1 protein-coding gene is annotated in these 1,476 nt (G+C 37.2%); it reads right to left on the reverse strand.

Features of this window, described 5'->3' with window-relative positions; genetic code table 11:
- Nucleotides 1-14: 14 nt before the first annotated feature.
- Complete coding sequence (locus tag L1283_RS28455) at nucleotides 15-1,361, reverse strand: IS5 family transposase (RefSeq protein WP_286850948.1); 1,347 nt, start codon at nucleotides 1,359-1,361, stop codon at nucleotides 15-17.
- Between the last annotated feature and the right edge of the window lie 115 nt (nucleotides 1,362-1,476).

Raw genomic sequence — 1,476 nt, forward strand, 5'->3', positions numbered from 1 at the left:
TAAATAGTCGTTCCTTAACAAAACCCACTATTTAATTTATTTTTAAAAACAGGATTAGAAAACAGCATAATTTGTATCTTATAAAATAAGAAAATAATTTTCTGTTTCAGTAGTTCCATCATTTTCTTCATGTTCCAAGCGGTTGCAGCTAGTAATGCATTGATTTGTGGTCCCGTTTCTCCCATGAAGTAATTTTTTGCCAGCCTAAAATCGGTTTTTAAATGTCCGATGATAGGTTCTATTGCCGCTCTGGTTCTAAATTTTTTGCGCTTTGTCTGCTTTTGATAAGCAGTGTCTTTTTTTCTTGGAGTGCTTGGGATGGAGATTTTCACGCCCTTTATTTCTGATTTTCCTCTGCCACCTCTATCGTAAACGAGTTCTTTTGGGAGCTTTTGACCACCGGTTTCCATCTGTTCCAAAAGTGGTTCTATGGTGTGACCATCGTAAGGAGTTTGCAAAAATGCTTTAATCCCGAGAATGATTTTCTTGCCTTTGTTGGCGGTGGTTATCAAACCTACCTTATTCCCAAATTCATACTGGCTATGCGCTTTTCCTTTGGCAATACATCGGGTAAAAGGCTTGTGAATGCTGTAAATTTTATCGGCATCGTTTCTTTTTTGTGTGACAACCTTGGTGTACAATGTCATTAAATCTTTATAAAATTCTTGCTGTTCTGCATTAAAATTCCGTTGCAATTCACGAATCAGTCTCATGGCGATGGTTTTGAGCTGTCTTTGAGATTTCCTTGCCGCTTTTGCCCGCTTGGGATGTTTTCCGTTGTAGGTGTTGCGCACCATTTGTTTGCTGACTTTTGTGTAGCGTTGTCTTTGTTTTATGCCTTCATTTCCGGCTATTTTGTTGCAATAATCAATCACTTTTTTGCACAATTTTGCATCGGTAGGAAAAGAGGTATTATTCTCCTGAACGGTAGTATCGGACAAAACAAAATTTGAGGTGTTCGTCTTGGCATCGTGCATTCTTACGCTGAAGGCAAAGATTTTTTCGATACCTTTTTCGCCAATTCTTTTTCGGAAATGAACAAAATTACTCGGGTCACAAGGAAATTCGTGTTCAAAGAAAACCCTGCCACAAAAATGCTGCATATAAGGATTCATGATCCAGGCTTTTTCCAACGTCTCATCGCCCAAATTATACAAATGTTTCAGTAGCAAACAACCCACCATAAACCGAATCGGATGGCTCGGATTGCCCACTTTGGAATACAAGGACGAAAATTCTTTCTCAAAATAATTCCAATCTATTTTTTCTGAAAGTAGAACAAGTTCATGCTCGTGGTCAATAAAATCCACCAACATTGGGCGAAATAATTCTGGCTTCTTTTCTGGATTTTTCCCCAACATATTTGCAAGGTTTTAAAGCTCTAAGATACAAATTCTTGCAATAAAAAACAAGCTATTTTAAACCCAAAATACTAATAATCAGTAAATTATAGATGGTTTAAGGAGAGACTAAATA

The sequence above is a fragment of the Sphingobacterium sp. HSC-15S19 genome, assembly GCF_050433745.1.
Lineage (GTDB): Bacteria > Bacteroidota > Bacteroidia > Sphingobacteriales > Sphingobacteriaceae > Sphingobacterium > Sphingobacterium siyangense.